Origin of the sequence: Bradyrhizobium sp. 134 (assembly GCF_023074155.1) — a bacterium.
Classification (GTDB): domain Bacteria; phylum Pseudomonadota; class Alphaproteobacteria; order Rhizobiales; family Xanthobacteraceae; genus Bradyrhizobium.
On record NZ_JADPKX010000034.1, the window covers coordinates 533,223 to 558,047 of the forward strand.

Here is a 24,825-nt window from a genome sequence, read left to right on the forward strand (position 1 = left end):
GGAACGGCCTTGCAGCTCAATACATCTGAAGCGGCAGCACATCTCCGCTTGGCCCCACCAGGAGGCCCCAGGCATCGCCGGCGGCCACGGTGAGGGTCTCGGTGCGAGCAGGGCGTCCCGGCAGACGCACTGCGTACTGGTACTTGCCGGGCGGTAGATCGAGCATCGGACCCTTCGGCGATTGCGGACCGCCGGCGCCGGCCGCGATCTTCACGGTTTGATTGTTGATCGTCAGCGATGCTTCCTTCGATCCCATATTGCCGAGCATCAGCCTCGCCTGTCCCGCCTTCGGCATGATGTCGGCCTTGGCCGCGGCCTGCGGATTCCGCTGCATCAGGCTGACAATCGTCTCGTCCTTGGCGCGGCCAAGCTTCAGCACGGCCGGTCCCTGCGGCGAGGTGAACGCGAGCTCCGCCCGCTCGGCGGTCACGATCGCGCCGTCGGTCTTTTCCTGCCAGCCCCGCTTGGTCAGCTCCGTGCGATAGAACGCAAGGACCTCGCCAAGCTCGGCGGGAATGCTGGCTTCGAGCTCCGTCCGGAACGACTGGTCGCTGCCGGGGAATTTCGTGGAGCTTAATCCGGTCGAGCTGTGCTGCGTCGGCACGGGCAGGGCGGAATCGGGATCGAGCGTGAGCGGCTCCTTCGATTTGGCCTGGGCCGCCTTGGCTTGGGTCGATTTGGTCTCGACGGGCTTCGCCGCTGCGATAACAAGACCGGAGCCGTTGGCGCTGACGTTCACCTTCGGCCCCATCTGCATCACGGTCATCGAGATCGACTTGCCGCTCTTGGAGAATTCCATCACTGCCATGTTGGGCTGGTTGATGACGGAGGGCTGCTCCTTCCAGCCCGCTGGCTTGAGCGATGCGCGATAGAACGCCGTGAGCGCCCTCACGCTCGATGTCGAGGAGAATTCGAGCTGGCCCTCGTCGCCCTCGAATTTCACGCCTTCGGCGTTTTCGGGCAGCGGCACCGGCGTCTTGCTGTCGGCCAGCGCATTCAGCGGCGCGTCGGACAACGCGGCCGCCTGCACCTTGCGCCTTGCTTCGTCGGCAGTGATGAGCTGCTTGGCCGCACCTAACGCATCCCCAAGGAACTTCTCTTCCGCCTCTTTCTTCGCCTTGGCACGGGCGGCAAGCGCGGAGTCCTTCACCTGCGCGGTCAGGCTGACCATGGTGAAATCATATTTGCGGCCGAGCCGCAGCACGCCGGTTTCCTCCGCCGAAGAGATCTTGATCGCGACCTCGTCACCGGGTGCGAGCGGCGCGCTGCCGTCCTCCTGCCAGCCGCGCGCGGCGAGCTCGCGGTGATAGAAGGCGAGCACGGCCGGCAACTCGGCCATCGCGGCGGCCGACATTTCGCGCTTGTTGTCGCTCGCGCCGCCGAGGCCCCTGGCCGTCTTGGTCGGGCTCGGCCGCGGCAGGCCGGCCAGATCGCTATCGGCCCTGAGCTCGCTGGGCAGCGCGAAGGGCGCGACCCGGATATCGACATGGGTGCGGCCGTCGTCGCGGCGCGTCAGCGTCAGCATCACGGGCTTCTGCTGATAGAAGCCGGTCTCCTTGCTATCGGCGTGCGCGTAGAACGCGCGCAGGCCGTTGGGAACGGTTTCATCCAGGCTGGTCGCCCAGCGCGCGGCGGTTTCCGGCGTGAGCTTCTGCCAGCCGATCGCAGCCATCTGGCTGGCATAGAAATCCGACGTCGCATCGAGCGTCGTCGGTGCGATGCAGCCGAGATAGGGCCGGGTCCCGTCGAACACGATGTCGCTTGCGCCTTCCGGAAATGGCACGTTCCCGTAAATCCGGTCGGTGGTGTAATAAACCACGGACTGGTCGGGCCGGCCGGGCGCCTGCGTGAAATGAACCGAAAGGCCCTGTCGTCCCTTCCTGAACTTCAGCAGGCTGCTTTTTTCCTCAAGCGGCATCACATAGGGCACCCAGCCGTTGTCGCTCAGGAGCTTTTGGACGGCGGGCAGTGTCACGGCCTGCCGCGTCGGCACGCGATATTCGACGCGATAGGGATCGGGGCGCGAAATGTCTTCCACCGCACCTTCGAGCTGCGGCAGCGCGTGGACGTCGACGACACCCTCGTCTGCGCCGGCCGCGATCGAGCAGCTCGCCATCAGGAAGAGACCGCATGCAAGCAGCCGCCATCGTGCCGGGACTTGCATCCCGCGCGGGATCATCGCCATCGTTACGTCTCCAGGATGCCGCGCGGCGCTTTGGCGCGCGCGATTGCAACGGCCGCAACGCCGTCGGCGGGCCTCAGACCAGAAGTCGCGGCAGGAACCGGGCAGGTTCAAAGATCCCGAACTGGTCAATACAGCTGGAGCGGCGACCATGCCTCGCCGTCGCGCCCGACGGTGAGCTCCCAGGCGTCGCCGGCTGCGACAGTGAGGATGTGGGTGTAGGCTGGACGGCCGGGTACGCTCAGTTCGTAGGAATATTTGCCGGGCGCCAGATCCAGCGATACGGCGTGGGCGCCGGCGGCGCGCTTGATGATCCGCGCGTCGATCCCGAGCACGGCTTCCGTTTCGCCGATGTTGCTGAACACCAGCTTCGCCTGGCCCGGTTCGGGCATGACGTTCGCCCGGGTTGCAGTATCCGAGTTCTTCTGCACGAGATGAACCAAGGTGCTGCTGTCCTTGCGGCCGAGCTCCAGCATGGCCGGCCCGAGCGGAGAGACGAACGCGAGCCGGACGTGATCGGCGGAAACGACGGCGCCATCATGCTGCTCCTGCCAGCCGAGCTTTCCGAACTCCCTGCGATAGAAAGCGAGAACGTCGCTGAGCTCGGCGGGCACGGTGGCTTCGAGCTTGACGCGAAGCGGCGCTTCGACGCCCCGCATCAGTGTGGTGTGGATTCCCCTAAAGTTGTAGCGGGTCGGTGCGGGTAGCTTGGCATCGGGGTCCGGCGTGAGATCGGCCGAAAACAGCGGCTGCGGCATCCAGGCGCCGGCGCTTGCCGCGAGCATGCACGTCGCGAGCAAGACGAGGCCGCACGCAAACGCCCGCCATCGTGCCGGGGCTCGCGCCCCGGACCTTGCCGCCCGCATCTCACTCTCCAGGGTTCGCGCGTGATGTCATTGCGCGATTGCAAAACGGCTGCGACGCCGTCGGCGCCGCCTCCGGCAACTAGTCGCGGCGGAAATGGGGCCGGTTCAACGGCGGCGCTACCGCCGGGCCGATACCTGTCCGCTTTCGACGTCAAAGATTTCGCCCCCGGTGCCGATCTCGGCGAAGGCGGCGGGGTCTGCGCCGGTCAGCCACACCTGCGCGCCGAGCTTGCGCAGCTCGTCGAACAGCGCAGCGCGCCTGCCAGGATCGAGATGCGCGACGACCTCGTCGAGCAGCAGCAGCGGCACGATGCCGGTCATCTCGGCGACTAGGCTCGCATGTGCCAGCACCAGCCCGATCAGCAACGCCTTCTGCTCGCCGGTCGAGGCATCGCGCGCCGGCATGCTTTTCGGCGCGTAGATCACCTGCAGATCGGTGAGATGCGGACCGTCCGTGGTGCGGCCGGCGATGGCGTCACGCGGACGGTTGTCGCGCAGGATCTGGCGGTAGCGATCCTCGACCGACGTCGCGGTCTCCGTCAGCAGCGCGTTCTCCATCCAGCCGTCGAGCGCGATCTGCGCCGAGGGGAAGGCGGAGGCCTGCGCGCGGGCGTTCAGCATGCCGGTGAGGCGCGCCGCGGTCTGGCCGCGGGTCGCGGCGACGGCGACCGCAAGCTCCGCGGTCTCGCGCTCGATCGCGTCACACCAATGGTCGTCGTAATTGCGGGTCTCGAGCAGGCGGTTGCGCGAGCGCAGGGAACGTTCGAGCGCGGAGATGCGGCTGGAATGGTCGCTGTCGATGGCAAGCACCAGGCGGTCGAAGAAGCGCCGCCGCTCGGACGCCGCTCCCATGAACAGCCCGTCCATCGCTGGCGTCAGCCACACCATGCGGATGTGGTCGCCGAACGACGCCGCAGAATTGACCGGTTCGCGGTCGATGCGGCAGCGCCGGCTGACCGGGCTATCTGCGCGCGGCGGATCGATGCCGGTGCCGAGCGTGGCAAGGCCCAGCGCGCCCTCGACCTGTGCCGACACCGCCCAGGAGCCGTCGCCCTGGTTGTCGGCGACGTCGTCCAGCGTCGCGCGCCGCAAGCCGCGTCCCGGCGACAGGAACGAGATTGCCTCGATGCAATTGGTCTTGCCCGCTCCGTTCGGCCCGACCAGCGCCACCATGTCAGCCTTCGCCTCGAGCCCCGCCGCCCGGTAATTACGAAAATGCGTCAGCGTCAGGCGATGAATGCGGGAGGGGGTCATGTTGTCTTTGTCATTGCCGGGCATCCACGTTTTGTCTCCAAAGACGTGGATGGCCGGGACAAGCCCGGCCATGACGGATGTAGTCGATGCGAAGGGGCGCCGGTAGCCCTCACACCCGCATCGGCATCAGCACGTAGAGCGCGCTCTTGTCGTCGCGGTCTTGCACGAGGGTCGGCGAGCCCGGGTCGGCGAGCCGGAGCGTTGCGACGTCGCCTTCGATCTGGGCGGCGATGTCGAGCAGATAGCGGGAGTTGAAGCCGATATCGAGCGCGTCGGAAGCGTATTCGACTTCGAGCTCTTCGGTCGCGCTGCCGGAATCCGGATTGGTCACCGACAGCACCAGCTTGCCCGGCGACAGCGAGAGTTTCACGGCGCGGCCGCGCTCGCTGGAAATCGTCGAGACGCGGTCGACCGCGTTCTCAAAATCCTTCTTGTCGACGACGAGCTCCTTGTCGTTGCCCTGCGGGATCACGCGGCCGTAATCGGGGAATGTGCCGTCGATCAGCTTCGAGGTCAGCACCACATTGCCGATGGTGAAGCGGATCTTGGCCTGCGACAGCTCGATCGTGACCTCGGCCTCGTTGTCCTCGATCAGGCGCTGCACCTCGCCGACGGTCTTGCGCGGCACGATCACGCCGGGCATGCCCTCGGCGCCCTTGGGCTGGACCAGGTCGAGCTGGGCGAGGCGGTGGCCGTCGGTGGCGACGCCGCGCAGGGTGGCGGCTTTGGCCGAGCCCGCGGCATGCAGATAGATGCCGTTGAGATAATAGCGGGTCTCCTCGGTGGAGATCGCGAACTGGGTGCGGTCGATCAGCCGCTTGACGTCCTTGGCGGCGAGGCTGAACGAATGCGACATGTCGCCGGCCGCGAGATCCGGAAAATCATTCTCCGGCAAGGTCTGCAGCGTGAAGCGGGAGCGGCCGGCGCGGATCGCCAGCACGGCGCGGTCGCCGTCGGCTTCGAGCACGATCTGCGAACCGTCCGGCAGCTTGCGCACGATGTCGTAGAACATGTGGGCCGGCACGGTGGTGGAGCCCGCGGTCGCGGTTTCCGCCGCGAGCGTTTCCGTGACCTCGAGATCGAGGTCGGTTGCCTTCAGCGACAATTTCGCGTTCTCGGCCCTAACAAGCACGTTGCCGAGGATCGGAATCGTGTTGCGGCGCTCGACCACGCGATGGACGTGGCCCAGCGACTTCAGGAGTTGCGCGCGTTCGACCGTAACCTTCATTGCACTACTCGCCCGATCCCCAAGGAAACACAAATCTGGAAAAGCCGGGCGGCGGGACGCGCGCCACGGCACCGAAATCCCCGGAAGGCCGGGTCATCCAGCCGATATGACCAAAGCCGTCAGGGTCGCGCAAGGTGGCGCGTAAAGTCATCCGTTTCAAGGGATTGCGCGACAGTTCCCCACGATTTACCGGCAAAGACCGGGCCGGCGCCCAGCTGGACCAAGACCGCCGCCCCAGGCATGGCCGGGGCGGCGCGAGGGAAGGGGAAAGACCTAGGCGTTTATTCCTGAAGCTGGCGCTTGAGCGATTCGACCTCGTCCGACAGCGCCGTGTCCTTGGAAACCAGGGCCTCGATCTTGCGAACGGCGTGCAGCACCGTGGTGTGATCGCGCCCGCCGAAGCGGCGGCCGATCTCCGGCAGCGATCGCAGGGTCAGCGTCTTGGCGAGATACATCGCCACCTGGCGCGGACGGACCACGTTGGCGGTCCGGCGCGAGGACAGGAGGTCGGAGCGGCTGACATTATACTGCCGCGCCACCACGCGCTGGATGTCCTCGATCTTGATCCGCTTCGGTTCCTGCGGCCGGATCAGGTCGCGCACCTCGTGCTCCGCCATCTCCAGCGTCACCGGCCGGTTGTTGAGCTTCGAATGCGCGAGCAGGCGGTTGATCGCGCCTTCGAGATCCCGGCCGTTATGGGTGATGGCGCGGGCCAGATAGGTCAGCACCTCCTCCGGCACCTCGAAGGTCGCATGATGGGCGCGGGCCGCGGCGACGCGCGACTTGAGAATGCCGTGTCGCAGCTCCTCGCCGAGCGAGGCCATCTCGACCACGAGGCCGCCGGCCAGCCGCGAGCGCACGCGGTCGTCGAGGCTTTCGAGATCGGACGGCGGACGGTCGGCCGCGATCACGACCTGGCGGCCGGCATCGATCAGCGCGTTCAGCGTGTGACAGAACTCGGCCTGGGTCGACTTGCCCTGCAGGAACTGGAGATCGTCGATCACGAGCACGTCGATGCCGCGCAACGCTTCCTTGAAGGCGAGCGCCGTCTGCGTCTTCAGCGCGGCGACGAAGCCGTACATGAATTTCTCGGCGGTGAGATAAAGCACCTTGCGCTCGTTGCCGGAATTGCCGGCCCAGGTCACCGCCTGCAAGAGATGGGTCTTGCCGAGGCCGACCCCCGCATGGATGTAGAGCGGATTGAACATGACGGGATCGCCGCGACGACCCTCGGCGACCTGACGCGCAGCCGCATGCGCCAGCGTGTTGGAACGGCCGACGACGAAGCTTGCGAAGGTCAGGCGCGGATCGAGCGGCGAACCGCCGAGCGCATCGTGATTGGCCGAGACCGGCGCGGTCGCGGTCGAGCGCAGCTCCGGCGCAGGCGAGCGGCGCGTTTCGACCGGCGCGGGCGCTTCTTTCTGCTGCACAACGGGGCGCACGGCCGAGCGCACGGTGAGATCGATGCGATGCACTTCCGGCATCTCGGCCTGCCAGCACGACAGCACGCGCTCGGCATAATGGGCCTGGATCCAGCTCTTCAGGAAGCGGGTCGGCACCGACAGACGCACGCTCTCGTCCTGGACGCCTTCCAGATCCATGCGCGCAAACCAGCTCGTATAGACGTCTTCGCCAACGTTCGAGCGCAGCCGACTCTTCACGCGTGACCAGCGATCCTGTTCCGGGGTTGTCATCATTTGAGAACTTTTCTTGAGAGATAAGGTTGCGTGGTGAGCGCCATGCAGAGTTCCTGCCAGCAATACCTGCCCAGGATTATTTGCAATGGCGGGACCTCAAGCGATTTCACCTGCAGGCATGGCTCGACCGCTCGGCGGAAACGCCGCGTCCGATCAGCAATGTCTAGAGATGGAGGGGTCGCGAGGTCAGCGCGTACTCGGCGCTCCGTGACACGCGGGAGGCTTGGTGTCCGACGAATCTAAAACGGCATCGCTGGAAGTCGAAATGCTGGAAGTCGAAATGTGTTTCAATACCGCGTTGAGTTCGTAAGACATGATACCTCCCCGTCCTGCCGTGATTGCTCGCGACAAGGTCCTGCGTGTCCAAACGACACCCGCGTCGTCATCGGATGCCTGCCCGTGTACTAGTCCGCTCGGCCTCGCCATCATGCCTGTCGGGGCAGCTTTCAAGATGCCTCTTAAGCGCGAGAGAAAGATCCCGCTTGGAGACATTCAGACAAAGAGCTACCGTTCCCACATTGCTGTGGGTTTTGATCCGACAATCGCTTGTTGAAGCGCCGCCTACGTGCACATCGCCGCCGATTTGCACGCTCGCCCCGTTTCCGATACCGCGCTGGTCTCAAGATCGTGGGCGCCGCTGACGTCTTAAGGAATACACTATGCGGAAAGACTCGCAACGGAATTGATTCACACTTGAGGCATCAAAAATCTTGATCTGCGTTAACGCCACGCGGACTTGTGCACAGGCTTCAGAGCAAGTTTTTGGATTCGTGCACAGAATCGAAGACGCCACGTTTCATGTGACAATTCTCCGCCACCGCCAAAAATTTTTTACAAAAGCGTCACGCGCGCGACGCGCGGACGAGTTTTCCAAATGCTTGGCCTCACTATGTCGATAAGTGGTTAGCTAGCCATCGTTTTTTGAGTCTCGTTTCACAGGGTAACTCCATCGCGTGACGCGATCCGGGGAAACTACGGTGTGCAGAACTCGCAGGCGCGCGAATTCAACTTGCGCCCGCCTCGCAAGGGTCTTTTGCACCGCGGTGGAAGTTTCCGCTGTTGCAAAATCATTCGCAGGTAGAACTACGGGACATCATGGTGCAAACGCCGCAATCCTCCGATCGAAGGTCGCTCGGCGCGTGACTGCTTGCGTGGATATGGCAGGCAACAAAAAAGCCCGGCGTGATGCCGGGCTGTTTGACGTATGCGATGTGCGACCGGATCGTCCGATCGAACGAATGCTGCTAGATCACTCGCGAGGTTACTGAGCGAGCTTACTTGGCGAGCTTGGCGATCTGCGCGGTGAGCCGCGAGACTTTGCGGCTGGCATTGTTCTTATGAATGATGTTTCGCTGCGCGGCGCGCATCAAGGCGGGCTCGGCGTTCGCCAGCGCCGTCACGGCTGCGGCGCGGTCGCCGGTCTTGATCGCTTCTTCGACATTACGCACGGCACCGCGCATCTGGGTGCGGCGCGACTTGTTGACTGCGGTGCGGCGGGCGATCTTGCGCGTCGCTTTCTTGGCGGAAGTGGTATTGGCCATGGTCTCAATGTCCTTTGCGGGTACCGGTCGCGTCTTGGTCGGGTAGCGCCGGCTTGCTTGACCGCGTAATCGACGCTCGGAATTAGGGTGTTCGGTTGCTAGGCTGTTCCTGGAACAAGAGCGACGGCCTTGCGGCTGTCTCTGAGGCCCAAAGAGCCTCTCAGCTCAAGGAGCCTCTAAGCCCCAAAGAGCCTGTAAGCCCAAAAGAGCCTGCAACTGCTCAAAGAACAGCGGCGGCAGGATTGCGCCCGCCGCCAGTTGGCGCCCTTATAGAGAGGGTCTTTGGCACCGTCAACGCTTTCCCGGGCTGGACAACCAGCCTCTTGGGGTGGGGATGAATGCCGTAACGCCCTGAAGAGGTTGAATTTCTGCCGTCTCCCTTGTATTGGCTGGCGGCGTTCCGAGGGTCGTCCGATCGGACGACTATAAAGGGTGAGGCATGATCCGCGGCTTTTTCCGACTGATTGGGCTGCTGCTGCTCGCCGGCGGGTTCATCTTCATGGTCTACGACGGCGCCCGCTGGGTCGCCGACCAGACCCTGCGGTTCACCCGCTTCGGCCAGTTCTGGAACGACATCAATCAGGCCAGCCAGACGGCATTCCGGACCTGGGTCGAGGCCAAGGCGCCCTGGCTCTGGACCTCGGTGATCCGCCTGGTGCTGGATCAGCCGGTTTTCGCCGTCCTCGGCATTCTCGGCATCCTCCTGATGATCCTGTTCCGCCCGCGCAAGCCGCTGATCGGCTATTCCCGGGATTGAGCTTTCAATTCGCGCGACTCGAACCGGCGCGCGGACGACGTAACAGGGCTGCCCCTTTGCGCGTAAAGACCTATATTCCCAACTGATCGCGAGCACGCCGCCTGAGCGCTTGGCTCATCGCCTTGGCTCAGGCGAGGCACAGCTCGTTCCCGGAGATCCGTCCATGCTGTTCATGCGCAAGACCACCGCATTGCCGAGCGCCACGGAAGCGCTGCCCGGCCGTGCGCAAGCCATTCCGACCGCGACCACCCATTTCGTCAACGGCACGAAGTTGCAGCCGCCCTATCCCGCCGGCCTCGAGCAGGCGGTGTTCGGGCTCGGCTGCTTCTGGGGCGCCGAGCGCAAGTTCTGGGAGCTCGGCGAGGGCGTTTACACAACTGCTGTCGGCTATGCCGGCGGCCACACGCCGAACCCGACTTATGAAGAGACCTGCTCGGGCCGCACCGGTCACACCGAAGTGGTGCTGGTCGTGTTCGATCCGAACAAGGTGTCGTACGAGAAGCTGTTGAAGACGTTCTGGGAGAGCCACAACCCGACGCAGGGCATGCGTCAGGGCAACGACGTCGGCACGCAATATCGAAGCGCGATCTACACCTGTTCAGACGCGCAGAAGAAAGCGGCCGATCAATCGAAGGCGCTCTATCAGAAGGCGCTTGCTGCAAAAGGTCTCGGCACCATCACCACCGAGATCGCATCCGCCGGCGAATTCTACTTTGCCGAGGACTATCATCAGCAATATCTGGCCAAGAATCCCGCCGGTTATTGCGGACTGGGCGGCACCGGCGTGTCCTGCCCGATCGGTGTCGGTGTGAGCGCGTAAGCCAGCCGCGAAGGTGGTGCACCTCTCCCGCTTGCGGGAGAGGTCGGCGCGTCCCCGGGCGATGCGAAGCATCGTCCCGCGCGCCGGGTGAGGGTTCTATCCTCTGGGGGACAGTCCCATCGTGGAGACACCCTCTCCCGAACCCTCTCCCGCAAGCGGGAGAGGGAGCGCACATGCCCCGTTGCTCACGCTGCTGTCGCGCCACGCGGCTCTCAACGCTTTATTAACCATAACCGGTGCATCACTGGATCTGTCTCGTTTCGAGGGATAAGTCCGGTGCCGGTTGCACGCGCGTTTCGATTGTCGATCTCGGCAGCGTCCCTGGCAGCGTCCGCCGCGCTGACCCTTGGCGGCTGCATGCAAACCGCTGGTCCCGTCGCCTATGTGCAGCCGCGCGCCGATCTCGATTCGATGGCCTATGGCCAGCCGTACAACGCGCCGCAGCCGGTCGTCGTCGGCAGTGGCGGCGGAGCCATCGCAGCACTCAGCAATTCCTTTGCCTCGCCTGCGCCCATGCCGGTCGGTTATGCCGCACCGATGGCGGCGCCGGTCCGGTACGATTCCTCCTACCATCTCGACGCTGGCGACAGGCTGCGCGTCGTGGTCTATGGCCAGGAAGGTCTCACCAACAGCTACGCGATCGACGCCGGCGGCTCCATCACGATGCCGCTGATCGGCGGCGTGCCGGCACGCGGCCGTACCCCGGCGGGCCTTGCCGGCGAGATCGCCGCGCGGTTGCGCAACGGCTACATCCGCGAACCTTCGGTCGCCGTCGAGATCGAGGCCTATCGCCCGTTCTTCATTCTCGGCGAAGTCTCCGCGCCCGGCCAGTATCCGTATGTGCCGAACATGACGGTCGAAAGCGCCGTCGCGATTGCCGGCGGCTTCTCGCCCCGCGCCAAGCGCGACGTGGTCACCGTCACACACACTGAAGCCGGCGGCGCCATGCGCGCCGTGGTGCCGCTTGGCACCCCCTTGAGCCCCGGCGACACCGTGTTCGTCGGCGAGCGCTGGTTCTAGAGCGCTTTCGAGCGAAGCTCTAGCTCACCGCCTGAAATCCAGCCGCCCGTTCGGAAAACATCCGTCGATCCTGGTGGCGTCGACCACCAGCCCAACCCATGGCCGTGTAATCACCGGATTGGTTAGGTTGATATATTTCCCGACCAGGCGATCCCCGCCGTCGCGCGCCGCATCGATCAGCCCGTGCCGGCGGCCATGGTCCCAGTCGAAGCGCAGGAAGATGCGCTCGCCTGTGACCCGCACCTCAGCGCGTCCTTCTTTCCAGGCTTGCGGCGTATCGCCGGCAATGGTCGGATCTGCGCCGCCATTCCAGCGGCTGGCCCAGATGCCGTCGAGCGGGTCTGACTGTGCCGCGATTTTTGCCCACGCCGCCGCGTTGACGTCGGCGGCATCGCCGGCAAGCCCTGCGATTGCGGCATAATCCATGACGTCGCGATCATCAAGCGCGGGCACGTCCATGGTGCCGAACGGATTGCGGATGACGATGTTCGTATTGGCTTGCTGCATCACGATCTCCAGGCGTGGGTTGGCTTGATCAGGCAGCTCTATCGCCGTGCGGCAGGATGCAGCCACCCGATTCCTGCTCTCTTCATCATTCCGGGCGTGCGCCCGTCGGCGCATCCCGGAATGACAGCGAGCCGCGCGCGCTACGATTTCAAGTGCTTGGCGAAAAATTCTATGCTGCGCGGCCAGGCGATGTCGGCGCTGGCCTTGTCGTAGCTCGCCCGCTCGTCGCAGTGAAAGCCGTGCTGCGCGCCCGGATAGACGAAGACCTCGACGTCCGGCCGCTTCGTCTTGATGGTTTCGACGTCGGTCAGGGGAATGCCGGCATCCTTCTCGCCAAAATGCAGCTGCGTCGGCACTTTGGGTGTCTCATCGGCAAAGCGCACGACGGCGCCGCCGTAGTAGCCGATCGCGGCCTTCAGGCCCGACAGCCGTGTCGCCGCGACGAAGGCGACGCTGCCGCCCAGGCAAAAGCCGATGATGCCGACCGGGCCGACGCTCTTCACCGCATCGATCGCCGCCTGGGTGTCGCGCAGCATCGCGTCCCAATCCGGACTGGCGACGAACTTGCGCGCCTCCGCGATCTCGTCGGGCGTGTAGCCGGACTGGAAGCCCGGCGAGGTCCGGTCGAAGATCGACGGGGCGATCGCGACATAGCCTTCCCCGGCGAGGCGATCGCAGACCGAGCGGATGTGATGGTTGACCCCGAAAATTTCCTGGATCACCACCACCGCGCCCTTCGCCGTGCCCGCGGGGTCAGCGCGATAGGCACTGAGCTGGAAATTGTCGGAGGCCGTCAGCTTGATGTCTTGTCCCACGGGGGTTGTCCTTGTTGGTTGTCACGAATTCACTCTTTCTCCTCATCCTGAGGAGCGCGCTCTTGCGCGCGTCTCGAAGGATGAAAGGCCGAGCTGCGAGAGGCGGGCCTGCATGGATCGAGACGGCGCTTCGCGCCTCCTGACCATGAGGAGAACCACCTACTCCCACATCCAGTTCTCGCCATAGTCCTCCTTCCATCCCGCCAACCGGCCATGACGGAACTGCAGGAACAGGCGGTGACGGTAGGGGATCAGTCCGCTGCCGCCGATGTTGCGAAGCGCGAGATAGATCTCGTTGCCGGGACGCCCGCGCACATATTGCAGCGGTTGCCCCAGCGCCCGCGCGGTCTGCCCGGCATCCATGCCGAAGGCGAGCGGCGTGTTGTTCGACAAGGTCGCGACGAAGGGCAGGCGGGGTGGTGTCCCGCCGAACTGCTCGGCTTGCGCGGATACTGAAAGCAACACCGCGCCTGCAGCCAACATCGCTCGCTTCATTGCCTGTGTTCCCGTCCGATCGTCCTATTCCGGCAAGTTCTTCAGGAAAGGCAGCACCGCGTCAACAAAAGCCTGCGGCTGGTCGATGTTGACGGCATGTCCGGCGGCGGGGATCACGACCTTTTGCGCGCCGGGAATTTTCGCGGCCATGTAGTCCGACGCGGCGAGGAACGGCGTGTCGTCGGCACCGACCACGATCAGGCTGGGCACCTTGATCTCCGGCAGCAGCTCGATCACCTTCGCATCGCGCTGGGTCAGCATGCCGCGTGCGGCGAGCGCCAATCCCGTGGCATTGCGATGGCGCGCGGTGGCGCGCTCGCGCGTCGCCGCCTTCAGCACGTCGAGCCCTTCGCGGTCGAACTTGTCGGCAGTGGCGAGCGCCCGCGCATTCCAGGCCTCGCGTGCGTCGTCCTTCTTGAAGCCCGGGCCGGTGTCGATGATCAGCAGCGCGCGGACGCGCTTTGGATGCGCGCGAGCAAAGGCAAGCGACATGTAGCCGCCGAGCGAGAGCCCGCCGATGATGGCGCGCTCAGTGCCGACCGCATCGAGGATCGCCGCGATGTCGCCGACCGTGAGCGCTTCGCTGTAGGCGGCGGGATCGTCGGGATAATCCGACTGGCCGTGACCGCGCATGTCCCACAGGATCAGCTTGTGATCCCTGGCAAGCGCCTCGACCTGCCCATGCCACATCGCCGAGGTTGATGAGTAGCCGTGGGTCAGCAGCAGCGGCGACCCGTCGCCATGGACCTCGTAGTAGATTTTGACGCCGTCCCGATCGATCCCAGCCATTGCATGCCTCTTGTTATCTCGTTTCTTCACCCATCCTAACGCGCCGGGTTACTCGGAGGAAACCGCCGTGCCGCGATGGCCTGCATGTTTGGCGTGCACTCTGTTGCGTTCAGTCGCTGCATCATCGCTGTTCTTGCAACGCACAAGATGCGCGCGCCGCGTTTGTTTTGATCGATTCCAAATTGCATTTGCCTCCGCGCTCGAACGCGATCATTCTTGCGGCCAAAGCTGGCGCCGGCCCGGTGGGCGTCCGCCAATACAAGTTGCCGCCGTAAGCGGCTTCATGCACCGGCAGGGGAAGACGCCTATGCCAACTCTCACCATCAACGGGCGGAGTCTGTCCGTGGATGCGGCGAACGACACGCCGCTCCTCTGGGCGATCCGCGAGCAATTGCAGATGACCGGCACCAAGTTCGGCTGCGGTGCCGGCCTGTGCGGGGCCTGCACCGTGCACGTCAACGGCGAAGCCGTGCGGTCGTGCCAGACCATGGTCGGCGATGTCGCCGGCAAGAAGATCACCACCATCGAAGGCCTCGCCGCCAAGGGCGACCATCCCTTGCAGAAGGCATGGATCGCCGAGCAGGTGCCGCAATGCGGCTACTGCCAGTCTGGGCAGATCATGCAGGCGGCCTCGCTGCTGGCGAAAAATCCCAACCCGACCAAGGAAGAGGTCGTGGCACATATGGACGGCAATCTCTGCCGTTGCATGACCTATTCGCGGATCCAGAAGGCAATCATGCGCGCCGCAACCGAGATGCGCACCGCATCCGCCTCCGGCAACGAGCGGAGGCCCACATGAATAAGCACATCAAGAGCGTCACAGCCGAAACGACAGATCTCAGCCGCCGCTCATTCCTGGTCGGCACCGCGGCAACCGGCCTCGTGCTCGGTTATGCCGGCGTGCCCGGCATCGGTGAGGCGCTCGCGGCGCCCCAGAACTTCGAGCCCAGTGTCTGGTACGCGATCGCGCCCGATGGTCTCGTCACCGTCACCTGCGGCAAGGCCGACATGGGCCAGCACATCGCCTCCACCATGGCGCAGATCGTGGCCGAAGAGCTGGGCGCCAAATGGAGCGACATGCGGGTTCAGCTCGCCTCCAATGATCCGAAGTTCAACGATCCCGTGCTCGGCGCGCAGATCACCGGCGGCAGCTGGTCGACCATGATGAACTTCGAGGCCATGAGCCGCGCCGGAGGCGCCGGACGGATGGCGTTGACGGAAGGCGCGGCCGCCGCGATGGGCGTGCCTGCGTCGGAACTGGTGGTGCGCGATTCCATGATCTCGCATCCGAAGTCGAAGAAGGCGATGTCGTTCGCCGATGTCGTCAAGAGCGGCAAGGCGACAAAAACCTTCACACCGGACGAGCTCAAGGCAATCAAGCTGAAGACGCCGGAACAATACACCATGATCGGCGTGTCGGTGCCGCAACTCGACATCCCCGCCAAGACCAATGGCACGGCCAAATACGGCATCGACGTGATGATTCCGGGCATGGCCTATGGCGCGGTGGTGACGCCGCCGGTGCGCTTCGGCGCCACGGTCAAGTCGGTCGACGATAGCGCCGCCAAGAAAGTGCCGGGCTTCATCAAGGCCGTCACCCTCGACGACAAGACCGGAACGACCTCGGGCTGGGTCGTCGCGGTCGCCAGCACCTATGCCAACGCCAAGAAGGCGGCGCAGGCGCTCAAGATCGCCTATGACGGCGGTCCGAACGCGAAAGTGTCGAGCCAGTCGCTGCTCGACGAGGCCATGCGGCTTCAGAAGCAGGAGGATTCCGGCCAGTTCTTCGTCAAGGACGGCGATCCCGCGGCGGCGTTCGGCACGGCGGCCAAGGTGCTGGAGGCGGAGTACACCACCAGCATCAATATCCATGCGCCGATGGAGCCAATGAACGCCACGGCGGAGTTCAAGGGTGAGATCCTGCACATCTATTCCGGCAACCAGTTCGCGACGCGCTCCGGTGCGATCGCGGCGGGTGCGGCCGGAATCGATCCAAAATTCGTCGTCATGCACCAGATGTGGCTCGGCGGCGGCTTTGGCCGCAGGCTCGATGCCGACATGATGATTCCGGCGGTGCAGGCAGCGAAGGCCATCGGCAAGCCGGTGAAGGTGATCTACACGCGCGAGAACGACATGACGATGGATTTCTCGCGTCCGCTCACCTATCAAAAAGTAAAGGCGGGCGTGGACGGCGACGGCAAGCTCGTCGCGCTCAGCCACGACGTGGTTTCGGCCTGGCCGACCGCGCGCTGGGGAATCCCTGATTTCCTGACGCCGTCGGTGGACAAGAAGGGTCCGCTCGACTCCTTCACGGTGAACGGGGCCGACTTCTTCTACACCGTGCCCAACCATCATGTGCGCGCGATCAAGAACGAGATGGCGCACAACGCGACGCCGTCCGGCCAGCTCCGCTCGGTCGCGCCGGGTTGGACCTTCTGGGCGGTCGAGAGCATGATCGACGAGATCGCGGCGGCGGCGGGCAAGGACCCCGCACAGTTCCGCATCTCGCTGCTCGACGGCGCCGGCAAGAACGACGGCGGCGCGCAGCGGCTGCGCAACACGTTGCTCGCCGCGATGGGCCTTGCCGGCTACGGCAGCAGGAAGCTGCCGAAAGGTGAGGGCATGGGCGTAGCCTGCGTCTCGTCGCAGGAACGCGCGACCGCAAGCTGGACGGCCTGCGTTGCCCATGTCGCCGTCGCGCCGTCGGGCGAGGTGACCGTGAAGAAGCTCACGGTCGCCACCGACGTCGGCACGCAGGTGCATCCCGACAACATCCGTGCCCAGGTCGAGGGCGCGGCGCTGTGGGGCTTGTCGCTGGCGATGTATGAGAAGGCGACGCTCAAGGATGGTGGCATCGAACAGACCAATTTCGACAGCTACACGCCCTTGCGCATGAGCCAGGTGCCGGAGGTCGCGATCGCCGTGATCGCCAATGGCGAAAAGGCCACCGGTGTCGGCGAACCCGCGGTGACGGTGATTGCCCCCGCAATTGGCAACGCCATCTTCAACGCCTCGGGCGCCCGCGTCCGGGCCCTGCCGATCACCGCCGAAGCCGTGAAGAGCGCGATGAAGGCGTAAGGCTGGTTGCGATTGTGACCTGACATGATCCGCCGGGGGCAGCCCCCGGCGGATTTGTCGTTAAAAAAGCTCTGTGTTTGCAAGCACATCTCTACTGTGCATGGGGTTGTTTTCGACGTTTTTGATTGGAACCGCTCGGAGAGGCGAACTCCGTAAAATTGTCCCTGATTCCGCAGGGTTCCATTGAGCACGCCTCTTAAGGGCCGGAGAACCTGATCCGGCTTAGGCTTTGGCCCGAAACACGCCCGTGCTCTTGGGGAAGCCATGAACGCCTCAGCCAAACCCGCCGCCAAACGCCGGCTTCTGCTCGCCTCCGACCGGAGCGACGAGAGCACCGAACTCGCCAGCATCCTCAAGGCGGTTGGCGACGTCGCGACAGTGACGACGCAGGAGATCCCCGAGCAGCCCTCGCGCGATCTCTCCGGCCTCGTGGTCGACATCAATCTGCGCTCGCCCGAAAGCGTGCAGCGGGTGCGCAACAAGCTGCGCGGCGATGCCTATCGCGCGATGCCTCGTCTGTTCGTGCTTGCCGACGCCCTGCATCACGGCACCATGCAGGCGTGGGCCTTGGGCGCCACCGACACCATCTCGCGGCCGCTTCAGCCCGAGGACATCCTGCAGCGCATCCGTGCGGCGTTCCCCGACACCGCCGTCTACGACGCGACCGATCGCGGCAAGACGCTCAATCGCGGCGTCGAGGCCGCGCACGCGGTGCTGAAGAAGATGTTCGAGAAGCTGCCGCTTGGCGTGCCCCTGACCTTCGACGACGTCATCGCCGCCGAGAGCAAGATCCTGAAGGCGATCAAGCACTCCTCGCTGCGCGAGTGGCTCACCACGGTGGGCTGCCACCATGTCGGCAGCTACCGCCACTGCCTGTTCGTGACCGGATTTGCGGTCTCCTTCGCCCAGCACCTCGGCATGCGCGAGGACGACCAGCGCCGGCTGACCCGTGCCGCGCTGCTGCACGACGTCGGCAAGGCGTTCGTTCCCTCCGCGCTGCTCGACAAGCCCGGCAAGCTCACCGACGAGGAAATGGCCGAAGTCCGCCAGCATCCGCGCCGCGGCTATGACGCGCTCGCAGCCCAAGGCGGCTTCCCGCCGGAGATGCTGGACGTCGTGCTGCATCATCACGAATTCCTCGATGGCTCCGGCTATCCCAACAATCTCTCGTCGAACCAGATCAGCGATATCGTGCGGGTCACGACGATCGTCGACATCTACGCGGCACTCGTGGAGAAGCGCGCCTATCGCATGCCCTTCACCCACTCGCGCGCGTTTACGATGATGGAAGGCATGGGCGGCAAGCTGGACCAGCAGCTCTTGCAGGCCTTCCGCCCGGTGGCGCTGGGGTCGTTCTGAAGTCGGTGTCGCGAATCTTGCGGCGCTAGCACAACACGCTCGGTGTCGTCCCGGCGAAGGCCGGGACCCATAACCACAGGGAGTGGTTTGGCGACGACTCCTCGTTTGGTACAGGCACTGCGCGTCATTGTTAGATCACGCGGTATGGGTCCCGGCCTTCGCCGGGACGACGATGTGCCCTCACCCCACCATTTTCCTCAGCTCCGCCTTCGCGACCTTCTCCAGCGTCGAGCGCGGCATGTCGTCGACGAAGCGGATCTCGCGCGGCACCTTGAAGTCGGCGAGGCCGGCGCGGCAGGCGGCCATCACGGCCTCGTGCAGATCAGGCCGCGCACCCGCGACGCCACCCTGCGGGATGATGAAGACGACCGGCACCTCGTCCAGCATTGGATGCGTCTTCGCCACCACGGCGGCCTCGCGCACGCCGGGGACCAGTGCGACCACCTGCTCGATCTCGGACGCGGCGACGTTCTCGCCGCCGACCTTGAGCATGTCCTTGCTGCGGTCTGCGAAGCGGATGTAGCCGTTCTCCAGCCGCACCACGCGGTCACCGGTGAGAAAGAAGTCGTGCTCGTCGAAGCTCTCGCGGGTCGCCTTCTCGTTGTGCAGATATTCGGCGAACAGCGACAGGCCGACAATGCCCTTGATCGAGAGATTTCCGGTGCCGCCGATTTCGGTCGGCCGCCCGTCGTCGTCGGTGATGCGGATTTCATATTCCGGCGCGGCGCGGCCGATCGACATCGGGATGTTGGGCTGGTCGATCTCGCCGACGATGCCGTGAGTGATGGTCTCGGTCATGCCCCACCAGCCGATGATCTTGACGCCGAAGGCGGCGAAGGCCGGCGGCTCGTTGATCGCGGTGCCCCACAGACGGAATTTGTGATCGCGCGGGATGTCCTGCTCGAGCAGCGCCTTCATGCAGAACGGGATCGTCGAGGTCCAGGTCGAGCCGTGCTCGCGCGCGGCGCGCCAGAACCGGCTGGCGGAAAAGCGCGGCTGGATCACGCAGGTGGCACCGACCCATAGCGTCGCCAGCATCGAATAGGCCAGCGCGTTGGTGTGGAACAGCGGCAGATAGGCCTGATGCACGTCGCTTGCGTGCAGGTCTTCGTGCGCGGCGTTGATCTTGGCGCCCCACAGCGCGTTGGCGTGGGTCCACAGCACCGCCTTGGGGCGCGATGTCGTGCCCGAGGTGTATTGCACGCTGCACGGCGCGCGCGGATCGATCGCGCGACTGGGACGGTCGGCGCTGTCGGCGAACAGCTCCTCAAAGCTGTCGCCGCGTGAGACCGGGTTCGCGGGCGCCGCGCCCGAATCGTGCGAGGTCACCGCCATCCATCGGATGTTGCGGCAATTCTGCGCGACGATCTCGGCATAGGCCGGCTGCGTGATCGCGGCAACCGCGCCGCAATGATCGGCAAAATAGTCGAGCTCGGCCGGTGCCGAGCGCGTGTTGGTGGTCACCGCGATGGCGCCGAGTTCGACACAGGCAAACCAGGCCAGCAGCGCCTCGATGCAATTGTCGAGATGAATGAGCACATATTCGCCCGGCTTCACGCCGCGCTTGGCCAGTCCCGACGCGAGCGCGCCGACCCGCTCGTGAAACTCGCCATAGCTCCAGCGCCGCGCGGGCGCGTCGAACGGCGCCCAGATCAGGAACGGATGTGAGCTGCGCACCTCAGCCCGCATCTTCAGCAGCCAGGGCACGTCGAGCCCGTCGAACGGGCCCACGATTCCGGCGGCGGCTTGCGAATTCGGCATATGTCCTCCCGTGCAGCCTGCATCTTGCTGGCGGCTGCGTTTTGATTATTGCGTCTTCCTGCTCTCTCCGCCGTCATTGCGAGCGGAGCGAAGCAATCCAGAATCCCCCCGCGGGGGCAGTCTGGATTGCTTCGTCGCAAGGGCTCCTCGCAATGACGATGCGTGGGGCAGGCGGCTTGGCCTTACCGGCCACCGTCCTCATACGACGAAATCTCGATCAGGCTGCCATCCGGATCCCTGCAATAGACCGAGCGCAGGGTGCCGCGGGCGCCCTGCTTGGGAACCGGGCCCTCTTCGATCGCGACGCCATGTGCCTTCAAATGCGCCACCACCTCGTCGGGACTCGCGGAGGTGAGGAAGCACAGATCCTCGCTGCCGGCGGTCTGGTGGTCCGCGGTGAACCACTCCACGTTGTCGGCATCGCGCGGCCGGACGTTGATCTTCTGGTTACCGAATTGCAACGAAGTCCGCGGCGCTTTGCCGCCGCCGGGGTCGAACACCTTGACTTCCATGCCGAGAATCTTGCCGTACCACGCGGCGGTCACTGCGACGTCCGCGACGTTGATCACGAGATGATCGAGGGATTCGACCTTGACCGCCATGCCTTATCCTTTCGTCGTGATGCGCCCCGTGCACTTTCCGCCTGCGGCAAGCTTTGTTACAACCGCGCCGACGCCATTTTCAAGCTATCTGGCTTCAAGAACAACACGTTGGGAGAACCCTTGAGATGATCACTCGCCGTACCGCGCTGAGCCTGCTCGCCGCCAGTCCGCTTGCAGCCAGCCCGCTGTCGAAGGCCCTTGCCGCCGATTACCCGACCCACCCGGTGAAATGGGTGGTAGGTTATCCGCCGGGCGGAGCCACCGACATCCTGGCGCGGCTGATCGGTCAGCGGCTGTCGGAGAAGTTCGGCCAGCAATTCGTGATCGAGAACAAGCCGGGCGCCGGCAACAATATCGCCACCGAATCGGTCGTCAACGCCGAACCCGACGGCTACACGCTGCAACTGGTCAATCCGGCCAACTACATCAACGCCTCGCTCTACACCAACCTGAAGTTCAACTTCGTGCGCGACATCGCGCCGGTCGCCTCGTTCCAGCGTGTACCGAACGTGATGACCGTCAACAAGGACGTGCCGGCCAAGACCGTCGCCGAGTTCATCGAATACGTGAAGGCCAATCCCGGCAAGGTCAACATGGCCTCCTCGGGCAACGGCACCTCGGTGCATCTGTCCGGCGAGATGTTCATGGCGCTGACGGGCTGCAAGATGCAGCACGTGCCCTATCGCGGCGCCGCGCCCGCGATCACCGACATGCTCGGCGGCCAGGTGCAGGTGATCTTCGACAACATGCCCTCGATCATCCAGCACATCCGGTCCGGCTCGCTCCGCGCCATCGGCGTCACCACGGCGGAGCGCTCGCCGCAGCTGCCCGACGTGCCGGCGATCGGCGAGACCGTGAAGGGCTACGAGGCGAGCGCGCTGTTCGGCATGGGTGCGCCGAAGAACACCCCCAAGGAGATCATCGCCAAGCTCAACAGCGAGATCAACACGCTGATAAAGGAGCCGGACATGGCCAAGCGCCTGGTCGAGCTCGGCGGCGAGCCGCGGGCGCAGACGCCCGAGGCGTTCGGCGAGGAGATCAAGGCCGAGACCGAGAAATGGAAGAAGGTCGTCGAGTTCGCCGGCCTGAAGGTCGAGTAGCGATCTCGTGATGTCCGTGATGGAGCCCTGCCTGTTCGGCAGGGCTTTTTTCTTGCGCATCAAGGTTTCTTGCGTGTCAGCGCCCATCGATCTGGAATAAAACGGCGTGGCGAAACCTGATGTTATATGGCGCGTATCTCGCGCTGTGAGGATAGGAGTTGGGATCATGCGCAAGACGCAATTGGCTCTGCTGGGCCTCGGCGCGACACTCCTTGCCGGCTTCTCCGCCGTCACCCCCGCCGCGGCGCACGACTATCCCTGGTGTGCCCAGGGTGGCGGGTACGAGTATCCCGGCGATTGCACCTACAGCACCTATGGACAATGTCAGGCCAGTGTGTCCGGCCGGCTCATGGCCTGCGGGCCCAATCCGCTCGTTGCCTACGATCAATCGTCCCTGCCGCAACCGCGGCAGCCTCGGCGCGCGCGTCCCGTCGCGCCGTATTGAGGAACTCGCGGTTTGACTGGCAGCCCGGATCGCGTTCGCGCCATCCGCGGCCGCGCAGACGCCGTTCGCGTTGCCGCTACCGCTTCGCCTCAGCCTGCTCCGTGCCGTTGCACGAGATCAGCATCGTATAGGGCCGCGCATTGCCGGCGATGTCGGTGGTCTTGATCTCGCCCTTCGGTTCGGCAGTCTGGTAGGGCACCACGGAGTTGTCGAGGAAGTCGCGCAGCGCGCCGGTCTTGATCGCGAAGTTGATGTTCTCGGGGATGTTGCCGGTCGCAGCGGCGACCCGTAATCCGTCCAGCTTTCCCGTAACGACGCCGACGATCTGCCCGGTGGTGTCGAACAGCGGGCCGCCGCTATTGCCGGGCTGCACCGGCGCACTGATTTGCAGGAAACGCGAATCGTTGCGCATGCCGCTGAGCGAGCTGACGATGCCAGTCGTCACGGTGAAATCCGAAGTCAGCAATCCATGGAAAGGAAAGCCGATCGCGACGACGGAATCGCCGGAGCGAATCGAGCGGTCGCGGATCCGGGCGAACTCCTTGAACGTGGTCGTCGACGGCGCCTGCAGCAACGCGAGATCGTTGTTGGCGTCGCTCGACACCACGCGCAAAACCATCCCGGCTTCACCCGTGAGATTGCCCCTGATGTCGCCGACGCAGCCATTGATCGCATGATTATTGGTGACGACATGTCCGCTGGCACTCACGACAAAGCCCGTACCGCTTTTGGCTTTGGCGGACTTGCTGGCCGGCGGTGATGCCTGCTTGTCCGGCGCGGCCTGCGGCTTTGCCGCGACCTTCGTAAAGTCTCCGGCCTTGTTCAGGCCGTCGGCCTTCACCTTGGTGACGCAATTGGCCAATGCCGCAATCACGGGCCCGGCCGAGGTCAGGTCGAAATTCAGCACGGTGCGGCCGCTCGTCGCGACCATCAGGCTTGCCTTCTGAAACGCTCGTACCACGTTGGTAGGCATGACGGAGCTGAGCATGTTCGTCTGGTTGGCCGTGGCGAACAGTCTGGCCTGCTCCTGTCCGTCAAAGATGACGTCGATCGCGGCGTTCTCGCCCTGCTTGAAGTGGTAGCTGGGACTCGCAAAGCTCAATATCCACGAGCCCCCAGTATTCTGGCCGACGACGAGAATGACGCCGTTGGCATAAGGCGCCGTCGCGGCACAATGCGAAAAGGCTCCCGTTTCGTCATTGCTGAACGCGCCGCCAACCCAGTTGCCGATTTTGACGCTGCCGAATGGCCCGGCCGCGTGCGCAACGCTGCCAACGCTCAGCTGCAATAATGACGCAACGATGAATGACTTAAGCCACATACTTTCCCCCGGAGCGCATTCGCGCGCATCTTATCTGTGGGAGCAGGTGTCGCGCAACCGGCAGTTGTCCGGCGAGGTCCGGTGTCAAGAGGCGACGTTCGGGACTTGCCTTTACTTTGCAATCCGATATACTTTGCGATACAAAGTAGCGGAATCGATAGTCCCGGCAAGCATGGGCGGAACGAGGTTTTGGCGTTGCCAATGCGCGATCTCGACAAGGCGCTGGCTGACATCGTGGCGATCCGCAGCCAGATTGCGGCCGGCACGGCATTCCGCGGCTACGGCCCGGCGACGATGGCGGCAACCGGTGCGGTCGCGCTTCTCACCGCAATCCTGCAATTCTGGTTGCTCGATGATCCCACCGGCGAGCCGCTCGGTTTCTTCTTCGGCTGGTTCATTGCCGCCGCGCTCTCCGGCCTGACGATCGGTATCGAGATGCGCGCACGTTCGCGCCGCCATCATTCGGGCCTCGCCGATGCGATGATCCACCAGGCCGTCGAGCAGTTCCTGCCCGCAGGCGTTGCCGGTGTTCTGCTTGCGGTAGTGATGTGGAAGTTCGCGGGCGAAACGCTGTGGTTGCTGCCCGGTCTGTGGCAGATCCTGGTGTCGCTCGGCATTTTCGCCTCCGTCCGCTCGCTGCCGCGCACCGTGGCGCTCGCCGGCGCCTGGTATTTCATGTCCGGCTTTGCGGTGGTGGTGCTCGCGAGCCAAACCCACACGCTGTCGCCCTGGACCATGGGCCTGCCCTTCGTGATCGGGCAGTCGGTGATGGCGGGCATTCTGTATTTCGCATCCGGAGACCATGATGTCGAAGATTGACAGCGCACCCTTTTCTTATGAAGGACTGGACCGCGTGATCCACGAGAAGGCGAGGCTCGGACTTCTGACCTCGCTGATGGCGCATCCGAAGGGTCTGGCGTTCGCCGATCTCAAGCAGCTCTGCGGCCTCACCGACGGCAATCTCAGCCGGCATCTCGCCGTGCTCCAGGAAGCCGGCCTCGTCGAGGTGACCAAGGGCTACGAGGGCAATCGCCCGCACACGACCTGCCGCCTGACCAAGGCCGGCCGCCGCCGCTTCCTCGACTATCTCGCCGTGCTCGAACGCCTGGTGCGCGACGCCGCCAAGGCCGCCGGCCGCGAGGCGGCGCCGCTCGGCCGTCTCGGTATCGTCTCGACCTGATTTCCCCT

Annotated in this window: 23 protein-coding genes; 10 read left to right on the forward strand and 13 right to left on the reverse strand. The window is 64.6% G+C overall.

Annotated features, from left to right (window positions below; genetic code table 11):
- Positions 1–16: 16 nt before the first annotated feature.
- From IVA75_RS12190 to rpsT, 6 genes are all read right to left on the reverse strand, one after another.
- A complete protein-coding gene (locus IVA75_RS12190) occupies positions 17–2,185 on the reverse strand; it encodes a hypothetical protein (protein WP_247285151.1) in 2,169 nt (722 codons plus the stop codon).
- 125 nt (positions 2,186–2,310) lie between these two features.
- Entirely contained in the window at positions 2,311–3,048 is a 738-nt protein-coding gene (locus tag IVA75_RS12195; RefSeq protein ID WP_247285152.1) for a hypothetical protein, read from the reverse strand.
- Between the two features lie 117 nt (positions 3,049–3,165).
- The gene (recF, locus tag IVA75_RS12200; RefSeq protein WP_247285153.1) at positions 3,166–4,302 is read right to left on the reverse strand and encodes a DNA replication/repair protein RecF; all 1,137 of its coding nucleotides are present in this window, start codon (positions 4,300–4,302) and stop codon (positions 3,166–3,168) included.
- A 109-nt stretch (positions 4,303–4,411) separates the two neighbouring features.
- Positions 4,412–5,530, reverse strand: a complete 1,119-nt coding sequence (gene dnaN, locus IVA75_RS12205) for a DNA polymerase III subunit beta (protein ID WP_007598262.1) — start codon at positions 5,528–5,530, stop codon at positions 4,412–4,414.
- Positions 5,531–5,811: 281 nt separating this feature from the next.
- A complete protein-coding gene (gene dnaA, locus IVA75_RS12210; protein WP_026233035.1) occupies positions 5,812–7,224 on the reverse strand; it encodes a chromosomal replication initiator protein DnaA in 1,413 nt (470 codons plus the stop codon).
- 1,277 nt (positions 7,225–8,501) lie between these two features.
- On the reverse strand, positions 8,502–8,768 hold the full coding sequence (rpsT, locus tag IVA75_RS12215) for a 30S ribosomal protein S20 (protein ID WP_007598259.1): 267 nt from the start codon (positions 8,766–8,768) through the stop codon (positions 8,502–8,504).
- A 439-nt stretch (positions 8,769–9,207) separates the two neighbouring features.
- Between rpsT and IVA75_RS12220 the strand changes: the two genes are divergently transcribed.
- The 3 genes from IVA75_RS12220 (at position 9,208) to IVA75_RS12230 (ending at position 11,365) form a co-directional block, all read left to right on the forward strand.
- Positions 9,208–9,525, forward strand: a complete 318-nt coding sequence (locus tag IVA75_RS12220; RefSeq protein WP_007616084.1) for a hypothetical protein — start codon at positions 9,208–9,210, stop codon at positions 9,523–9,525.
- Between the two features lie 163 nt (positions 9,526–9,688).
- On the forward strand, positions 9,689–10,345 hold the full coding sequence (gene msrA, locus IVA75_RS12225) for a peptide-methionine (S)-S-oxide reductase MsrA (protein WP_247285154.1): 657 nt from the start codon (positions 9,689–9,691) through the stop codon (positions 10,343–10,345).
- Positions 10,346–10,621: 276 nt separating this feature from the next.
- Entirely contained in the window at positions 10,622–11,365 is a 744-nt protein-coding gene (locus tag IVA75_RS12230) for a polysaccharide biosynthesis/export family protein (RefSeq protein WP_027566096.1), read from the forward strand.
- Between the two features lie 24 nt (positions 11,366–11,389).
- Here IVA75_RS12230 and IVA75_RS12235 read toward each other — a convergent pair whose 3' ends face one another.
- The 4 genes from IVA75_RS12235 to IVA75_RS12250 all read right to left on the reverse strand — a co-directional run bounded on the left by IVA75_RS12235 (position 11,390) and on the right by IVA75_RS12250 (position 13,971).
- Positions 11,390–11,872 (reverse strand): hypothetical protein, encoded by a 483-nt coding sequence (locus tag IVA75_RS12235; RefSeq protein ID WP_247285155.1) that lies wholly within the window; start codon positions 11,870–11,872, stop codon positions 11,390–11,392.
- A gap of 140 nt (positions 11,873–12,012) precedes the next feature.
- Positions 12,013–12,687, reverse strand: a complete 675-nt coding sequence (locus tag IVA75_RS12240; RefSeq protein ID WP_247285156.1) for a dienelactone hydrolase family protein — start codon at positions 12,685–12,687, stop codon at positions 12,013–12,015.
- A 159-nt stretch (positions 12,688–12,846) separates the two neighbouring features.
- The gene (locus IVA75_RS12245; RefSeq protein ID WP_247285157.1) at positions 12,847–13,182 is read right to left on the reverse strand and encodes a hypothetical protein; all 336 of its coding nucleotides are present in this window, start codon (positions 13,180–13,182) and stop codon (positions 12,847–12,849) included.
- 24 nt (positions 13,183–13,206) lie between these two features.
- A complete protein-coding gene (locus IVA75_RS12250; RefSeq protein WP_247359214.1) occupies positions 13,207–13,971 on the reverse strand; it encodes an alpha/beta fold hydrolase in 765 nt (254 codons plus the stop codon).
- A gap of 307 nt (positions 13,972–14,278) precedes the next feature.
- On the opposite strand from IVA75_RS12250, the gene IVA75_RS12255 reads away from it, so the two are divergent.
- The 3 genes from IVA75_RS12255 to IVA75_RS12265 all read left to right on the forward strand — a co-directional run bounded on the left by IVA75_RS12255 (position 14,279) and on the right by IVA75_RS12265 (position 18,408).
- Entirely contained in the window at positions 14,279–14,770 is a 492-nt protein-coding gene (locus IVA75_RS12255) for a (2Fe-2S)-binding protein (protein ID WP_007616069.1), read from the forward strand.
- Positions 14,767–17,049: a molybdopterin cofactor-binding domain-containing protein gene (locus IVA75_RS12260; RefSeq protein WP_247285159.1), complete on the forward strand. Its 2,283-nt coding sequence runs from the start codon at positions 14,767–14,769 to the stop codon at positions 17,047–17,049. The genes IVA75_RS12255 and IVA75_RS12260 overlap by 4 nt, the downstream gene beginning before the upstream one ends.
- Positions 17,050–17,313: 264 nt before the next feature.
- Positions 17,314–18,408 (forward strand): HD domain-containing phosphohydrolase, encoded by a 1,095-nt coding sequence (locus IVA75_RS12265; protein ID WP_027566090.1) that lies wholly within the window; start codon positions 17,314–17,316, stop codon positions 18,406–18,408.
- 180 nt (positions 18,409–18,588) lie between these two features.
- Here the strand turns inward: IVA75_RS12265 and IVA75_RS12270 are convergent, their stop codons facing one another.
- Positions 18,589–20,169, reverse strand: coding sequence for an AMP-binding protein (locus tag IVA75_RS12270; RefSeq protein WP_247285160.1), 1,581 nt, complete (start codon positions 20,167–20,169; stop codon positions 18,589–18,591).
- A gap of 182 nt (positions 20,170–20,351) precedes the next feature.
- Positions 20,352–20,771, reverse strand: a complete 420-nt coding sequence (locus IVA75_RS12275) for a VOC family protein (protein WP_247285161.1) — start codon at positions 20,769–20,771, stop codon at positions 20,352–20,354.
- Positions 20,772–20,896: 125 nt separating this feature from the next.
- On the opposite strand from IVA75_RS12275, the gene IVA75_RS12280 reads away from it, so the two are divergent.
- Together IVA75_RS12280 and IVA75_RS12285 are read left to right on the forward strand one after the other, a co-directional pair.
- Entirely contained in the window at positions 20,897–21,871 is a 975-nt protein-coding gene (locus IVA75_RS12280) for a tripartite tricarboxylate transporter substrate binding protein (protein ID WP_027566087.1), read from the forward strand.
- Positions 21,872–22,037: 166 nt separating this feature from the next.
- Positions 22,038–22,316, forward strand: coding sequence for a DUF3551 domain-containing protein (locus IVA75_RS12285; RefSeq protein WP_247285162.1), 279 nt, complete (start codon positions 22,038–22,040; stop codon positions 22,314–22,316).
- 76 nt (positions 22,317–22,392) lie between these two features.
- On the opposite strand, the gene IVA75_RS12290 is transcribed toward IVA75_RS12285, so the two are convergent.
- Positions 22,393–23,637 carry a serine protease gene (locus IVA75_RS12290; RefSeq protein ID WP_247285163.1) on the reverse strand — a complete coding sequence of 415 codons (1,245 nt, stop codon included), beginning with the start codon at positions 23,635–23,637 and terminating at the stop codon, positions 22,393–22,395.
- Between the two features lie 201 nt (positions 23,638–23,838).
- On the opposite strand from IVA75_RS12290, the gene IVA75_RS12295 reads away from it, so the two are divergent.
- Positions 23,839–24,456, forward strand: coding sequence for a hypothetical protein (locus IVA75_RS12295; protein ID WP_027566084.1), 618 nt, complete (start codon positions 23,839–23,841; stop codon positions 24,454–24,456).
- Positions 24,443–24,817: a transcriptional regulator gene (locus tag IVA75_RS12300; protein ID WP_007616058.1), complete on the forward strand. Its 375-nt coding sequence runs from the start codon at positions 24,443–24,445 to the stop codon at positions 24,815–24,817. Before IVA75_RS12295 ends, IVA75_RS12300 begins: the two co-directional genes overlap by 14 nt.
- Positions 24,818–24,825 lie beyond the last annotated feature (8 nt).

Excerpts from the sequence above, each read along its gene's own strand:
- IVA75_RS12190 (WP_247285151.1), bottom strand. The coding sequence starts at position 2,185 with ATGGCGATGATCCCGCGCGGGATGCAAGTCCCGGCACGATGGCGGCTG.
- IVA75_RS12195 (WP_247285152.1), bottom strand. The coding sequence starts at position 3,048 with ATGCGGGCGGCAAGGTCCGGGGCGCGAGCCCCGGCACGATGGCGGGCG.
- recF (WP_247285153.1), bottom strand. The coding sequence starts at position 4,302 with ATGACCCCCTCCCGCATTCATCGCCTGACGCTGACGCATTTTCGTAAT.
- dnaN (WP_007598262.1), bottom strand. The coding sequence starts at position 5,530 with ATGAAGGTTACGGTCGAACGCGCGCAACTCCTGAAGTCGCTGGGCCAC.
- dnaA (WP_026233035.1), bottom strand. The coding sequence starts at position 7,224 with ATGACAACCCCGGAACAGGATCGCTGGTCACGCGTGAAGAGTCGGCTG.
- rpsT (WP_007598259.1), bottom strand. The coding sequence starts at position 8,768 with ATGGCCAATACCACTTCCGCCAAGAAAGCGACGCGCAAGATCGCCCGC.
- IVA75_RS12220 (WP_007616084.1), top strand. The coding sequence starts at position 9,208 with ATGATCCGCGGCTTTTTCCGACTGATTGGGCTGCTGCTGCTCGCCGGC.
- msrA (WP_247285154.1), top strand. The coding sequence starts at position 9,689 with ATGCTGTTCATGCGCAAGACCACCGCATTGCCGAGCGCCACGGAAGCG.
- IVA75_RS12235 (WP_247285155.1), bottom strand. The coding sequence starts at position 11,872 with ATGCAGCAAGCCAATACGAACATCGTCATCCGCAATCCGTTCGGCACC.
- IVA75_RS12245 (WP_247285157.1), bottom strand. The coding sequence starts at position 13,182 with ATGAAGCGAGCGATGTTGGCTGCAGGCGCGGTGTTGCTTTCAGTATCC.
- IVA75_RS12250 (WP_247359214.1), bottom strand. The coding sequence starts at position 13,971 with ATGGCTGGGATCGATCGGGACGGCGTCAAAATCTACTACGAGGTCCAT.
- IVA75_RS12255 (WP_007616069.1), top strand. The coding sequence starts at position 14,279 with ATGCCAACTCTCACCATCAACGGGCGGAGTCTGTCCGTGGATGCGGCG.
- IVA75_RS12260 (WP_247285159.1), top strand. The coding sequence starts at position 14,767 with ATGAATAAGCACATCAAGAGCGTCACAGCCGAAACGACAGATCTCAGC.
- IVA75_RS12265 (WP_027566090.1), top strand. The coding sequence starts at position 17,314 with ATGAACGCCTCAGCCAAACCCGCCGCCAAACGCCGGCTTCTGCTCGCC.
- IVA75_RS12270 (WP_247285160.1), bottom strand. The coding sequence starts at position 20,169 with ATGCCGAATTCGCAAGCCGCCGCCGGAATCGTGGGCCCGTTCGACGGG.
- IVA75_RS12275 (WP_247285161.1), bottom strand. The coding sequence starts at position 20,771 with ATGGCGGTCAAGGTCGAATCCCTCGATCATCTCGTGATCAACGTCGCG.
- IVA75_RS12280 (WP_027566087.1), top strand. The coding sequence starts at position 20,897 with ATGATCACTCGCCGTACCGCGCTGAGCCTGCTCGCCGCCAGTCCGCTT.
- IVA75_RS12285 (WP_247285162.1), top strand. The coding sequence starts at position 22,038 with ATGCGCAAGACGCAATTGGCTCTGCTGGGCCTCGGCGCGACACTCCTT.
- IVA75_RS12290 (WP_247285163.1), bottom strand. The coding sequence starts at position 23,637 with ATGTGGCTTAAGTCATTCATCGTTGCGTCATTATTGCAGCTGAGCGTT.
- IVA75_RS12295 (WP_027566084.1), top strand. The coding sequence starts at position 23,839 with ATGCGCGATCTCGACAAGGCGCTGGCTGACATCGTGGCGATCCGCAGC.
- IVA75_RS12300 (WP_007616058.1), top strand. The coding sequence starts at position 24,443 with ATGTCGAAGATTGACAGCGCACCCTTTTCTTATGAAGGACTGGACCGC.